Annotated in this window: 11 protein-coding genes; 4 read left to right on the plus strand and 7 right to left on the minus strand. The window is 68.5% G+C overall.

What is annotated here, in order from left to right:
* Positions 1-94 precede the first annotated feature (94 nt).
* Positions 95-2,083 (minus strand): PhoX family phosphatase, encoded by a 1,989-nt coding sequence (locus IPF36_RS22070; RefSeq protein ID WP_195430262.1) that lies wholly within the window; start codon positions 2,081-2,083, stop codon positions 95-97.
* Between the two features lie 275 nt (positions 2,084-2,358).
* On the opposite strand from IPF36_RS22070, the gene IPF36_RS22075 reads away from it, so the two are divergent.
* Together IPF36_RS22075 and IPF36_RS22080 are read left to right on the plus strand one after the other, a co-directional pair.
* Complete coding sequence (locus IPF36_RS22075) at positions 2,359-2,976, plus strand: YigZ family protein (protein WP_133095655.1); 618 nt, start codon at positions 2,359-2,361, stop codon at positions 2,974-2,976.
* Positions 2,969-3,283, plus strand: coding sequence for a 2Fe-2S iron-sulfur cluster-binding protein (locus IPF36_RS22080; RefSeq protein ID WP_135703284.1), 315 nt, complete (start codon positions 2,969-2,971; stop codon positions 3,281-3,283). Before IPF36_RS22075 ends, IPF36_RS22080 begins: the two co-directional genes overlap by 8 nt.
* A 39-nt stretch (positions 3,284-3,322) precedes the next feature.
* Here the strand turns inward: IPF36_RS22080 and IPF36_RS22085 are convergent, their stop codons facing one another.
* Complete coding sequence (locus IPF36_RS22085; protein WP_135703285.1) at positions 3,323-4,423, minus strand: PHB depolymerase family esterase; 1,101 nt, start codon at positions 4,421-4,423, stop codon at positions 3,323-3,325.
* A 152-nt stretch (positions 4,424-4,575) separates the two neighbouring features.
* On the opposite strand from IPF36_RS22085, the gene IPF36_RS22090 reads away from it, so the two are divergent.
* Both IPF36_RS22090 and IPF36_RS22095 read left to right on the plus strand, forming a co-directional pair.
* Positions 4,576-4,776, plus strand: coding sequence for a DUF3606 domain-containing protein (locus tag IPF36_RS22090; RefSeq protein WP_133095652.1), 201 nt, complete (start codon positions 4,576-4,578; stop codon positions 4,774-4,776).
* A 297-nt stretch (positions 4,777-5,073) separates the two neighbouring features.
* Positions 5,074-5,823, plus strand: coding sequence for a carbonic anhydrase (locus IPF36_RS22095; RefSeq protein WP_133095651.1), 750 nt, complete (start codon positions 5,074-5,076; stop codon positions 5,821-5,823).
* A gap of 98 nt (positions 5,824-5,921) precedes the next feature.
* Here IPF36_RS22095 and IPF36_RS22100 read toward each other — a convergent pair whose 3' ends face one another.
* The 5 genes from IPF36_RS22100 to IPF36_RS22120 are packed head-to-tail and all read right to left on the minus strand — an operon-like array spanning position 5,922 to position 12,767.
* Positions 5,922-6,677 (minus strand): sulfite exporter TauE/SafE family protein, encoded by a 756-nt coding sequence (locus IPF36_RS22100; protein WP_195430269.1) that lies wholly within the window; start codon positions 6,675-6,677, stop codon positions 5,922-5,924.
* Between the two features lie 11 nt (positions 6,678-6,688).
* Positions 6,689-7,045 (minus strand): antibiotic biosynthesis monooxygenase, encoded by a 357-nt coding sequence (locus tag IPF36_RS22105; protein ID WP_135703287.1) that lies wholly within the window; start codon positions 7,043-7,045, stop codon positions 6,689-6,691.
* Between the two features lie 27 nt (positions 7,046-7,072).
* Positions 7,073-8,215, minus strand: coding sequence for a cytochrome P450 (locus tag IPF36_RS22110; protein WP_135703288.1), 1,143 nt, complete (start codon positions 8,213-8,215; stop codon positions 7,073-7,075).
* A 58-nt stretch (positions 8,216-8,273) separates the two neighbouring features.
* Positions 8,274-11,453: a CusA/CzcA family heavy metal efflux RND transporter gene (locus IPF36_RS22115; RefSeq protein ID WP_195430272.1), complete on the minus strand. Its 3,180-nt coding sequence runs from the start codon at positions 11,451-11,453 to the stop codon at positions 8,274-8,276.
* A 12-nt stretch (positions 11,454-11,465) separates the two neighbouring features.
* The gene (locus IPF36_RS22120; RefSeq protein WP_195430275.1) at positions 11,466-12,767 is read right to left on the minus strand and encodes an efflux RND transporter periplasmic adaptor subunit; all 1,302 of its coding nucleotides are present in this window, start codon (positions 12,765-12,767) and stop codon (positions 11,466-11,468) included.
* Positions 12,768-12,776 lie beyond the last annotated feature (9 nt).

The following is a 12,776-nucleotide window of genomic DNA, read 5'->3' on the forward strand; positions in this document are numbered from 1 at the left end:
GGGTGAACGGCTAGCGTAGCAGAGTCTGCGCGGACCCGGGATGCACTGGCGGCGGCCAAGGCCGCCGCCTTCATGCTACAGCGCCCGCTTGCGGTCAGGCCTTCGCCAGCTTCACGCCCGTCGGGTCGCCGGTCAGGTACCCCACCGCCGCGCCGAAGCGGTCCTTGTAATTGGCACGCACCAGTGGGTCCAGCGTCGGCTTGACCACGTCATGCAGCGGCGATTCCCAGTCGCCCACGTGCTGGAAGTTGCTCATCACGTAGGTCCAGCCGTTGATCTCGTCCACCGCATGCAAGCCGGTCGACTCGGCGCCGGCGGGGCACGACAGCACGCGGCTAAGCACCTTGGTGTCGACGTTGTAGGCCCACAGGAAGTTGTTGACGTGGGTGTTGCTGTCCTCGCCGACGAACAGCGTGCGCAGCTTCTCCGAGAACTTGAGGTTGTCGGGCGTGGCGACCTTGTCCGGGTTGGCGAAGTTGCCGAGCGCATCCTGCTGCTTCATCTTGCCGCCGCCGAGGTCTTCGCTGACCAGTGCCGGCACCGCGGCCATGTCGACCGGCACCCATTCGCTGTTGATGGCGTTGCCGCTCTTGTCGGTCTGTCCACCTTTCAGGTTCAGCTCATAGACGGCGCCGGAGTACGGGCCTTCGACCTGGATGTCGCCCTGGTTGGCGGCGTTGCCGGTGAGCATGCTCGACTCGATGCGCGACATCGCCGAGTAGGCCTTCTTGTCCCTGATGTTGACCGTGGTGCCTTCCATCTTGGTGAAGCCCAGGCTGCCGCCGACCAGCGCGGCGTAGCGGTGGGTTTCCAGGTAGGCCGCGGCCTTTTCCATGCCCGGCACCAGCTTGATCCAGTTGGCCTTGCCGTTGTACAGGACGCGGGTGTAGCTGCTGTCGTTCGGGTTGACGGTCTGCACGTCCATGATGTCGGCCAGCCTGATGCCGCCATCGACCAGCGCGCGGATCTCGGCACTGGTGGCGCTGCCCAGCTTGATCCACGACAGCGTGGCGCTGCCCGGGCCGACGCCCGAGGTCTGCTGCCACTTGCCCACGTACAGCGAGCCGCTGGACAGGTCGCGCGCGCTGTCGGCGATAAACATGAACAAGCCGCCGTTGGTGGCATCGTCGCCCATCAGCACGGTGCGCTCGTCGGGCATGACCTGCACCAGTTCGTGCGAGATGCGGCCCAGGCAGTAGTGCTTCCTGATGGTGCCGGTGCCGTCGGGGTTGACCGTCACTTCGGGCAGGTGGCCATAGTTGTAGGCATTGGCCCTGGCGGGGTCGCCATACAGGTTCTGGCTGTAGCCCTGCAGTTGCGTGACCGCCGCGGCGTCCTTCAGGTCGGTCTCGTACTCTTCGCTCGACAGGTGGGTGTTCCACGGCGACAGGCTCGCGCCGCAGGTGATCCACAGGCCGTTGACGCCGGAGGTATCGACGTTGTGGTACTTCACCGGGGTCAGCTTGCCGGTGGCCGGGTCCTGGTCCAGCGTCACGACAGCGATCGGCGACGGCAGCAGGCCGTACATGCTGGTGTTGTTCTGGTTGCGCGAGGTGTACTCGAACTGCACCACCGCAAACACGGTATTGCCCTTGACGCCGGGCACCGTCGGGTTGGCCAGCTTCAGCAGCGAGCTGCCGTCCGGTGCGTCGGAGAAGAACTGGCGTTCCTTGCCGGCCACGGAGGTGTCCATGATCGGCTGGTTGTTGATGTTGTAGTAGCCGCCGGCCACGATGGTGCCGCCCTTGCCGTCCGGCAGCGTGTCGCCGGTGACGAAGAACGGCTGGTAGGCAAGCTTGTAGGTGGTGCTGCTGCCGTCGCTGAACGACACCTTCAGGCTCGAGCCGACAGTGGTGGTCGCCATCGCGGCGGCATCCGACAGCGTGGGCGCGCTCATGGGAATGAACTCGGCCGTGGTGAAGGTGGCGCCAGGCGCCGGGCCAGTGGCGGGCGCGGCCACGGCATCGTCGCTGCCGCCGCAGCCGGCCAGCAGGCCGGCGGAAGCCAGGCCAAACGGAAGCATCGGCGCGCCCGCCAGCAGTTTCAGGGCCTTGCGGCGGCCAGCATCAGGTTGTTGTTGCATGGTTTTATCCGGGGAAAGGGATGGATCTGGTTTTTTTGACCGCTTGATCGCGCCGGCACCGCGCGGGCGGCCGGGCACCTGTTGGCACAGGCGGGCGGCGGGCGGCATTGCGCCCGACAGCCGGAGATCGTAGGGCGTCTTTGTGACAGGAAGTTGACGATGCAACACTTCACATGGGAGCCACGGCCGGGGTGCCTCATCCGCTGCGGTACACTTCCCGCTTCTGTCCGCGGCCGCACCGCGCAGCTTCTTCCAGCTTTTTCCGCCCTTCCCGCTTGCCGACCTACACGCTAGCCCACCCTGTCCAGGCCGAAGTCGAAATCCGCAAGAGCCGTTTCCTGGCCCTGGCCTTGCCGGTGGCCGACCGCGACGCGGCCATGGCCGCGCTGCAGGCGCTGCGCGCGGAACACCCCACCGCTACCCATGTGTGCTGGGCGCTGCTCGCCGGCGGCGCGTCGGGCATGTCCGACGACGGCGAACCTTCGGGCACCGCCGGCCGGCCGATCCTGGAAGTGCTGCGCCACCACGACCTCGACGGCGTGCTGGCCGCGGTGGTGCGTTACTACGGCGGCGTCAAGCTGGGCGCTGGCGGGTTGGTGCGCGCTTACACCGATGCCATCGCCGCCGCGCTGAAATCGGCCGAACGCATCGAGCGCATCGCCTACGCCACGCTGACGATATCGATCGACTATGCCGACGAGCCACGCGTGCGCCGCTGGATCGAACAGGCCGCCCAACATGGCTGCACGCTGGCCGATACCGCCTATGGCGCGCTGGCAACGCTGGTGCTGCGCCTTCCCGCCACGCAAGTGGATACGGCGCGCGATGCCTTGCGCGACGCCACCCATGGGCGCGCGCAATTTCCGCAGGCACAGGACGATTCCCATGGATGAACGCGATGCGTCCATAGCGGACATCGGCGGCGAATTCACCGCGCAGGTGCTGCCAGGCGGCCAGACTTTTGCCGCCCCGGCCGCGCTAAGCTTGCTGGAAGCCGCCTTGCTGGACGGCGTGCCGCTGCCCAACTCCTGCCGCAACGGCACTTGCCGCGCCTGTGCCAGCCGGCTGCATGCCGGATCGATCCGCTACCGGATCGAATGGCCCGGGCTGAGCCTGGATGAGAAAGAGGAAGGGTTGATCCTGCCGTGCGTGGCTTGTGCGGTCACTGATGTAGTGATCGAGCCGGTGACGCTGGGGTGACGCCGGGGTGACGCCGGGGTGACGCCCGGGTGACGCTCCTCACCCCCCGACCGCCAGAAAAAACCGCAACGCCAGCTTCAGCCCATCCGGCCCCGCCGGATCCGAGAACGCGTGCCCCCCGGCTCCGCCACTCCACGCATGGCCGAGCCCTTCGACCCGCACCAGCCGCATGTAAGGCGCCTTGCCCTCGGTCCAGTCGAACACATCGACCGCACGCCGCATGCCGCGCTGGGCGCGCCGCGCCGGCACCGCGGCAAGCGGATGGGCGCCTTCGGGCTGCAGGTGCATCCACAGTGCCGCCGCCGCGGTGGCATTGCTGAAGTCGACCATGGCGTCGGCGTCGCCATGCAGCAGCAGCAGCGGCGGCGGGCGCCGGCCGGCAAGGCCGAGGCGCAGCGCGTGGACGGCCTGCGCATCGGGCCCGCGCTGGCCGCGCATCGCGCGTGTGGCCTGCGCCGCGTTGGTGGCGCTCCACGGCACCGCACCGGAATGCGAGCCCACCGCCGCGAAGCGCGCGGGATAGCGCAGGCCGAGCGTCAAAGCCATCGCCCCGCCCGCTGACAAGCCGAGCACGCTGACGCGGTTAGCCGCCACCGGATGCGTGCGGCATGCCTGCTCGACCAGCGCCATCAGCAGGCCCGCTTCCACCGCACCGTGCCCGGCGGGTTTAAACCAGTTCCAGCAGCGCTGCGCGTTCGCCTGCGAACTCTGCTCGGGCAACAGCACCACCCAGCCCGCCTCGCGCGCCACGGCGGCAGCACGCGTGACCGCTGCAAAGCTGGCGGTGTCCTGCCCGCAGCCATGCAGCAACACCAGCATCGGTGCGCGCCGCCTGCCATTGGCGCCCGCCGGCACGAAGATGCGATAGCGCCGCGGCGCGAGCGGCCCGGCGCCCCAGCTGCCCTCCTCCCAGCGGCCGCTGCCGCGGCTGCGCGGCGGCTCGGCCGGCGACACCACGCCGGACAGCGCGCGCTGCGTGGCCGCGGTGAGTGCAGCGGATTGCTTCACCGCGTTGCGCACGATGGCTTCGGTCATCGGCTTGGTGATGTTGCGGTTGACCGCGCGCTGCATGCGGCGGGCATTGCGCGTGGCGGCCTTGTTCAGCGTGGACCAGAGCTTTGCACCGGAAGAGCGGGGCATGCGTCGTCCTGTCGGTGTGGGTAACCCGTGCATCATATGCCGAGTCGCGTGCATGGCATGGCGCACAGCATCGGCTTTGCATGCAACGCGATCGCGATCACTGCCTACAATGCAAGGGTCGTGTCGCGCCGAGGCACGGACAGGAGGCGAGCATGATCGATGCAACGAGCCAGTTCAGGCCTTTGGATCCGGGCCGCGTTAACCTGATGGATCCGCTTGAAGTGCAGTACTGGTGCCGCGAGCTTCACTGCAGCGAGCAGGATCTCGAAGCGGCCGTCGATGCCGCCGGCGACCATATCGCCGCGGTTCGGGACCAGCTGGAGTCAAGCCAGCCGGGCACCCCGCCCCACTGAAGGCGCAGGCACGGCCGGATCACGCCGGCCGTGCCTGTCATGAACCCGCTTGCCGGTCCAGGGCCGCGCCGTCGATCAAACGGCTCGAATACCCCGGACCGTCCCATTGCTGGCCAGTGCGCCAGCGTCAGCCGCATACCCGGAATAAGCGCAGTGCAGACCGGAATTCAGTAATGCTGAGTTCGCGCGGGGCGATTTTTGCTGCATGATTTCGGGCCCGGATCAGGCGTGGCAGCAGATCGCGCCAACCCGGGAGTTCGGAGTACGAAGGGGTCACCTACACGAGGACGCATCGACATGACCATCAAGCTGCCGGCCATCACCATTTGCGCAGCCCTGCTCGCCCCTGCCGCCTGGGCAGGCAACGACACCCACTGGACCTACGCCGGGCCGACCGGCGCCAGCCATTGGGGCGAGCTCGACGCCGGCTACAAGACCTGCACGCTGGGCAAGCACCAGTCGCCCATCGATATCCGTACCAACAAGACCGTGAGCGCAGACCTGAAGCCGATCGGCTTTGGCTACACCGCAACGCCGGCAACCGTGGTCAACAACGGCCATACCATCCAGGTCAACCTGCCTGCGGGCGGGCAGGCCGAGTTCGACGGCGCGGCGTACAAGCTGGTGCAATTCCACTTCCATACGCCGAGCGAAGAGAAGATCAACGGCAAGGCCTATCCGCTGGTGGCGCACCTGGTGCACCAGAACGCCGAAGGCAAGCTGGCGGTGGTGGCGGTGCTGTTCAAGACCGGGCGCGAAAACGCGGCGTTGCAGCCGGTCTTTGCCAGCCTGCCGGCCAAGGCCGGCGAGTCGCGCGAGCTGGGTGCGCCGATTGACGTGGCGGCGCTGCTGCCTGCGCAGCAATCCTACTGGGCGTTCACCGGCTCGCTGACCACGCCGCCTTGCAGCGAGGATGTGCGATGGCAGGTGTTGAAGACGCCGGTGGAGATTTCGGCGGCGCAACTGGCGACGTTCCGCAAGCTCTACCCGATGAATGCGCGGCCGGTGCAGCCGTTGAATGGGCGAGTGGTGCAGGCGGGGCGGTGAGGATCGTTCGCGTACCCATGACCTTTGCTTAACCGACTGGGTGCTCCCTCTCCCGCAAGCGGGAGAGGGGAGAAAACCGATCGTATGCGAAAGCGTGATCACGAAAGCCCGCGCATCGCCAGCTCGCCGCCCAGCACCAGCAGCCCGCAGAAGAACAGCTTGCGGAAGCGCTCCGCACTGATGCGATGGCGCAGCCATTGCCCGATGAACATGCCTCCAAGCGCAGGCACCAGTGCCAGCAACGAAGCCCCCAGCACCGGGGTGTGCAGCAACGATCCGTCCAGCGCCAGGCTGACCGCCAGCGCAATGGTCGAGATCGTGAAGGACAACCCCAGCGCCTGCACCAGGCCCTCCTTTTCGAGCCCCAGCCCTTGCAGGTAAGGCACAGCGGGAATCACGAACACGCCGGTCACCGCAGTGATCGCGCCGGTCACCACCCCGACCACCGGCCCGAGCCAGGCCTCTGCCGCCGGCGGCACGTGCAGCTTGACCGCTGCCAGTCCGACCACCGCATACAGCACCAGCGCCACGCCAAGCGCCGAGGTGGCGTGGGTCATCATCCCGGCCGCCACCAGCGCAGCGCACAGCCACGTGCCGGCGCAGATCGCCGCCAGCATCGGCCATAGCCGAAGTACCAGCTGGCCGAAGCGCGGACCGCTGAACAGCTGCACCACGTTGGTCACCATCGACGGCGCCACCAGCAGCGCCGCGGCCTGCGCCGGCGGCATCACCAGCCCGAGCAATCCCACCGCGACGGTGGGCAGGCCCAGGCCCACCACGCCTTTGACCAAGCCTGCCAGCAGGAAGGTCAGGCCGATAAAGGCAGCCTGCGTGCCGATTGCTTCCATCGTCATCGCATGCTCCTTCAGCCGGGCTTGCGGTCGTGCACTGCGCGGCTGTCGGCGGGGGCTTCGTCGCGTGCGTGCATGCCGTAGTCGCGCAGCACCTGTGCCACGCGCAGGCGGTAGTCGGCAAACACGCCGCCGCGGCCCACGGCCTGTGCCTCGCGGTGTGCCACGGTATTGCGCCAGGCGATCACGGCCGCCTCGTCGCGGAAGAACGATAGCGACAGAACCTTGCCCGGGTTGGCCAGGCTCTGGAAGCGTTCGACCGAGATAAAGCCGTCGATGCTCTCCAACTCGCTGCGCAGCCTTGCGGCGATATCGAGGTAGGCGTCGCGGCGGCCCGGTGCGGGCTCGACTTCAAAGATGACGGCGATCATGAGGGCTCCGTGTTTTGAATGGTGAGGTCAGCAGAAATGCGGGATGCGGGCGTTCAGGGAAGGACGATAGCGGAACGCGCGCGCCAGTACGGCCGGGGCGGCGCCGCGTGCAAGTAGTGCCGTCACCGTCGCGCCGGCGAGCGCCTGCGCCAGCCTGTCGCCTGGGCACGCGTGGCGTCCGTGGCCGAAGGTCCACGGACGCTCGCCATCCGCCATACCGCCGCAGGAGGCTGCGGCGAGCAGCACCAGCACCACATCGCCGGCCTTGACGTCATGGCCGCACAGGGTTGCATCGGCGGCGAGGAAGCGGCGCGTGTTTTGCACCGGGGGATCCGACACCGCCACCTCTGTGACCAGTTGGTCCGGTGATATTCCGGGCAACGCCTTGCCACGGCCGAGATGCAGCAGCGAATTGCCTGCCAGCGCGGCGGTGGCTTCGCAGGCCTGCACCAGCAGGCCGATGGTGTTGGCGGCCACCGCTTGCGCATCGATGCCCGCCGCACAGGCAGCCTGCTGCAGCGACGGCAACGGGCCTGCTGCCGGTACGGCATTGGCGAGCCAGTTGCCGAGCCATTGTGCGGCGACCGCTCCGGCTTGCACGGCGTTCGCATCGGCAAGCGGTGACTGTGCGGCGGCAAATGCTGCGACGTGGGCGGCCACGGCCGCTGCCGTGGCTCGATCCACCGCGACGGGCAGGCCGAGCAGGTCAGCAAGCGTCACGACCGGCAGCGTCGACAGGACGCCATTGATGCGTTCCGCGGACCATGCCGTGCCGGCGTCCATCAGCTCAGCCAGCGCTGCCGCACGGCGTGCAGCTGCCGCCGGATCGATGGCGGCAAGCAGTGGCATCAGCAGGTCCTTCAACGGCGCATGCGCGGCGCCGTCGTTCATGCGGATCAGCCGGCCGAACAGATCCCCGGCGGCGGTACCAGCCAGTGCGGGCGGCACCGGCTGCGCTGGCGGACGCACGCGGCAGTCGGGGTGGGACAGCACCGTCGCCACTTCGCGTGCGCCCGCCGCAACCCACAGGCCGAGCCGCTGGTCGCGGAAGAACGGCCGGTGCGTCGCCAGTTCGCGGTAGTAGGGATAGGGATCGGGGTGCGTGACGGCGCTTAGCGGGTCGAGCGCATGGTTGGCATCGTTGGCATGGGATTCGGCGGCAGGCAGCATGGCGGCACACGGGGGCTGAAATATGCTGCCAGTTTGCCGCCTGGGCACGGCAAACGCTTCACGGCGACGTGAAAGATGGATTGCCGGCCTGGCGGTCCGCAGTCACCGGCTCATCTTTCCTGTGCGCCAGCCGGTACAGCACCGGCAACACCAGCAGCGTCAGCGCCGTCGACGACAGGATGCCGCCGATCACCACCGTGGCCAGCGGACGCTGCACTTCGGCGCCCGTGCCGGTGGCCAGCGCCATCGGCACGAAACCCAGCGACGCCACCAGCGCGGTCATCAGCACGGGCCGCAGCCGCGTCAGCGCGCCGTCGCGGATCGCCTGGTCGAGCCCCACGCCCTCCTCGCGCAGCGAACGGATAAACGACAGCATCACCAGCCCGTTCAGCACCGCCACGCCGCACAGCGCGATAAAGCCCACCGCGGCCGAGATCGACAGCGGGATGCCGCGCAGCCACAGCGCGAGGATGCCGCCGGTCAGCGCGAACGGGATGCCGGTGAAGACCAGCAGCCCGTCCTTGATGTTGCCGAACATGGCGAACAGCAGCACGAACACCAGCCCCAGTGCCAGCGGCACCACTACGCGCAGGCGCGCCGTGGCGGACTGCAGCTGCTCGAAGGTGCCGCTCCAGCTGGTCCAGTAGCCGGCGGGGATGCGCACGCGATCGCGGATGGCGGCCTCCGCCTCGGGCACGAAGCTGCCGATATCGCGCCCGCGCACGTTGGCGCTGACCACGATGCGGCGCTTGCCGTTCTCGCGCGAGACCTGGTTGGGGCCCGGCGCGATCTCCACGGTGGCGACTTCGCTGAGCGGGATATAGCTGGTGCGCGCGCCCGCCACGGTGTCCTTCGGCAGCGCCACCGGCAGGCGCCGCAGCGCGTCCATGTCTTCGCGGACGGCATCGGGCAGGCGCACCACGATGTCGAAGCGGCGGTCGCCGCTGAAGAACGTCCCTGACACCTTGCCGCCGATGCCGATCGCCACCGCTTCCTGGATATCGCTCAGGTTGAGCCCGTAGCGCGCGGCCTTGTCGCGGTCGATATTGACGCTCAGCATCGGCAGCCCGGTGGTCTGCTCGACCTTGACCTCGGCCGCGCCCGCAATGCCCTGCAGCACCGCGGCGATGCGGTTGGCGGTGTCTTCCAGCACGGCGTTGTCGTCACCGAACACCTTGACCGCAACGTCGGAGCGCACGCCCGAGATCAGCTCGTTGAAGCGCAGCTGGATCGGCTGCGAGAACTCGTAGTTGTTGCCGGGCAGCTTGCCGACCTCCGCGCGGATCGCGGCGATCAGTTCGTCGCGCGTGCGGCGCGGCGCGGGCCATTCGGACTGCGGCCTGAGCATGATGTAGCCGTCCGAGATATTCGGCGGCATCGGGTCGGAGGCGATCTCGGCGGTGCCGGTGCGCGCGAACACGCGTTCGATCTCGGGGAATTTCGCTTTCAGCGTGGTCTCGACCTGCTGCTGCATCGCCACCGATTGCGTCAGGCTGGTGCCGGGAATGCGCAGCGCCTGGATGGCGAGGTCACCCTCGTTGAGGCTGGGCACGAACTCGCTGCCCAGGCGCGTGGCGATCGCCAGCGACAGCGCCACCGCCACGCCGGCCAGCGCCAGCACCACCGGCGTCGCCGACAGCGAGCGGTCCAGCAGCACGGCATAGCGGCGCCGCGCCCACGCCATCAGCCGGTTCTCGCGCTCGGCCACGCGATTGCCGATCGCCAGCGCTACCGCGGCGGGAACGAAGGTTACCGACAGCACCATCGCGCCCAGCAGCGCCAGCACCACCGTGATCGCCATCGGGTGGAACATCTTGCCCTCGACACCGGTCAGCGCAAAGATCGGCAGGTACACCACCATGATGATGAGCTGGCCGTACAGCAGCGGCCGGCGTGCCTCGCGCGCGGCGCCGAAGACCTCGTGCAGGTGCTCGGTGCGCGTCAGCGCGCGGCCATGCCGTTGCTGCGCATGCGCCAGGCGCCGCACGCAGTTCTCGACGATCACCACCGCGCCATCGACGATGATGCCGAAGTCCAGCGCCCCCAGGCTCATCAGGTTGGCGCTGGTGCGCGTGTGGACCATGCCGGTAAAGGTGAACAGCATCGACAGCGGGATCACCAGCGCGGTGATCAGCGCCGCGCGCAGGTTGCCGAGGAACAGGAACAGGATGGCGATCACCAGCACGGCGCCTTCCAGCAGGTTCTTCTTCACCGTGGCGATGGCCTTGTCGACCAGCTTGGTGCGGTCGTACACGGTGATCGCCTTCACGCCGGCCGGCAGCGTGCGGTTGATCTCCGCCATCTTGCGGTCTACGGCCTGCGACACCGTGCGGCTGTTCTCGCCGATCAGCATGAAGACCGTGCCCAGCACCACCTCGCGGCCATCCTCGGTGGCGGCGCCGGTACGAAGCTCGCCGCCGGTCTGCACGCTGGCCAAATCGCGCACGCGGATCGGCTGGCCCTGCGCGGTGCCGACGATGACGTCGCGGATATCGTCGAGCGAGCGCACCTGGCCCGGCACGCGCACCAGGTATTGCTCGCCGCGCCGCTCGATGTAGCCGGCGCCGACGTTGTCGTTGTTCTTCTCCAGCGCCGTGACCACGTCGGCGAGCGACAGCCCGTACGACGCCATCCGCTCCAGGCTTGGCGCCACCACGTAGGCGCGCGCATGGCCGCCGATGGCATTGACCTCGGCCACGCCAGGCACGTTGCGCAGCTGCGCACGGATCACCCAGTCCTGGATCTCGCGCAGGTCGGGCAGCGTGTAGGGCGTGCCGTCGGGCTTGCGCGCGCCGGGCTCGGCTTCGACGGTCCACAGGTAGATCTCGCCGAGGCCGGTCGAGATCGGGCCCATCGCCGGCGTGATGCCGGGTGGAAGCTTGTCGCGCGCTTCCTGGATGCGCTGGTTGACCAGCTGCCGCGCGAAATGGATATCGGTGCCTTCGCGGAAGATCACCGTGACCTGTGACAGCCCGTAGCGCGACAGCGAGCGGGTCTGCTCCAGCCCCGGCAGGCCCGCCATCACTGTCTCGACCGGGTAGGTGATGCGCTGCTCGGTCTCCAGTGGCGAATAGCCGGGCGCGGCGGTGTTGATCTGCACCTGGACGTTGGTGATGTCAGGCACGGCGTCGATCGGCAGCCGGGTGTAGTTGTACAGGCCCAGCGCGGCCATGCCGAGCACGGCCAGCAGCACCAGCCAGCGCTGCTCGATGGCAAAGCGGATCAGGCGTTCGAACATGGCGCCTCCCGCTCAGTGCTCATGCCCGGCGCTGGCCTTGCCCAGCTCGGACTTGAGGATGAAGCTGTTGGCCGCGGCGTAGCGCGCGCCGGCCTGCAGGCCTTCGGTGATCTCGACCAGCTTGCCGCCGCTGCGGCCGGTCTTGACCGCCTGCATGGCGAACCCGCCCGGCACCGCGACGAACACGGCACTGCGGCCATCGACCTGCTGCACGGCATCGGCTTCCACCGTAACCGGCACCTGCGTCGCGGCGCCGAGCACGCTGACGGTGACGAACAGCCCGGGCCGCCACGCCATGCCCGGATTTGACAGCGTCACGCGGGCCTTGGCGGTACGGGTCTGTTCGCCGAGCAGCGCGCCGACGTAGGAGACCTTGCCCTCGGCCTGCGTCTCCGAGGCGGTGGAACGGATCCTGACGGTCTCGCCCACGCGCACCTGGTCGAGGTCGCGCGCCGAGACCACGAACTCGGCCCAGACCGAACTCAGGTCCGAGATGGTGAAGACGCTGGCGTCTTCCTTGACGGCTTCGCCCAGCGACAGGTGCTTCTCGACGATGATGCCGTCGAACGGGGCGCGCAGCGCGAACTGGTTCAGGCTGCCGCCCTTGCCGTCCACTCGATCCTTGCCGGCGCTTTCCGATGCGCCGATCGCGACCAGCTTCTGCCTGGCATTCTGCACCGCGATCTGCGCTTCTTCCAGCGCGGCGCGGGCCTGCTGGTAGTCCTGCCCGGCAGAGATCTTCTCCTGCCACAGCGTCTTTTCGCGCGCGTAGGTGGCGCGCGCCAGCGCCTCGCGCCGCTGCGCCGCGAGCAGTTCGCTGCGCTGCTCGGCGAGTGCCGTGCTGGCGATTACTGCCAGAACCTGGCCCTTGGCGACCTGCTCGCCCAGGTTGGCCGGCACCGCCTGCGCCACGCCCGCGACGCGCGGCACCACGTGCGCGGTGCGGTCGTCGTTGAAGCGGATTTCGCCGGGGAAATCGATGCTGCCGCGCAACGGCGCGGGGCCTGCCGTGGCGATACCGATGCCGGCCTGCTGCACCTGCTCCGGCGTCAGCTTGATGACATGGGGCTGGTCCGCGGCCTGCGCCGGCGCAGCGGCGGCAGCGGGGGCGTCGGCCTGCGTACTCGCCGGCTTGTCGTGCGCGTGGCCGTCGTCATGGTCGGCATGCTCGCCCTTTTCAGCGTGCTCGCCATGCTCATGCCCGGCCTCGCCCGACCCGCCGCCCTTGCCCGTGAACAGGATCGCCGCGCCGCCCAGCAGCCCCGCGACCAGAATGGCCACCACCGCGGCCCGTTGTTGCTTGCTTATTGCCATGCCTGGAGC

The sequence above is a fragment of the Cupriavidus sp. IK-TO18 genome (genome assembly GCF_015549295.1).
Taxonomy (GTDB): domain Bacteria; phylum Pseudomonadota; class Gammaproteobacteria; order Burkholderiales; family Burkholderiaceae; genus Cupriavidus; species Cupriavidus oxalaticus_A.